This is a genomic window from Streptomyces pseudoechinosporeus, assembly GCF_054783935.1.
The window spans coordinates 1-1,019 of record NZ_BAAGPS010000117.1; the positions used below are offsets into that span (position 1 = coordinate 1).

At 71.8% G+C, this 1,019-nt stretch carries 1 protein-coding gene; it reads right to left on the bottom strand.

Annotated features, from left to right (window positions below):
- Positions 1-1,019, bottom strand: a 1,019-nt coding sequence (locus ACYVO6_RS49500) for an IS701 family transposase (RefSeq protein WP_461073650.1), incomplete at both ends; no start/stop codon positions are given.

Sequence of the window (1,019 nt, forward strand, 5' to 3'; positions counted from 1 at the left end):
GGTCGGACAGCCAGAACCGGGTGGGTTCGTCCTCGCCGTCGGGCCATTCGGCCAGCAGTCGCACCTGGGGCAGGACGCCGTCCCACCGGCCGTGCTCGGCCACCGCGGCTGCCTGGGCCAGCCGGCGCGAGCGCACCCCGGCCGGGCGGACCCGCAGCGCGAGGAAGCGGGAGGTCATCGGGCCGCGGGAGCCTTCCCGCCAGGTCACCTCGCTGAAGGCTTCCCGTCCGGCGGCCGCGGCCAGTTGTGCCACCGTCACCGGTGGCTGCCGGTAGCGGGGCACCGGCCGGCGGCCGTTGCCGGACCAGGCGGGGGTGGCGGGGACCGCCTCGTGCGGCTGGACGGTGATATCGCCGCGGATGCCGACGACGTACGCGTGTCCCCGCTCGGCCAGGGCAGCGCGGAAGTCGGCGTTCTGGCCGTAGCCGGCATCCGCCACCACGACCGGCGGCGCAAGGCGCCAGGTGGCCAGTTCGTCCAGGGCGTCCAGGGCCAGCCGCCACTTCTCCCGGTGCCCGACGTCCTCCGGCACGCCGGTCCGTCGGCGCCGGACGGTGTCATCTGCCCACTCCTGGGGCAGGAACAGCCGCCAGTTCAGCGGGCACGAGGCGGTGTCGGAGACCGCGTGCACGCTGACCGCGACCTGGCAGTTGGCCTGCTTGCCCAAAGCGCCGCAGTACTGGGGAGCGACCGCCACCGACATCCTTCCGTCCTTGGGGAACGACACGTCATCGACCGCCCAGGCGTCCGGGCCGATCTGCGGCACCATCCGCTCACAGATGCGCCGACGCACCGGCACCGGATCCCAGGTGGACTGGTTCACGAACTGCTGCAGGTTCTGCTCGTTGCCGTCCGGCAGCCGCTCCGCCATGGCCTGGATGGACTTGCGGCGACCGTCCATCATCAGTCCTCGCAGATAGCAGTCGCCCTTCGCCCGCTGGTCCTTGCGCGGCACCGAGGCGAACACATCCGCAACGAATAACGCCAACTTCGCCCGAACACGATTGACTTCATGTGCG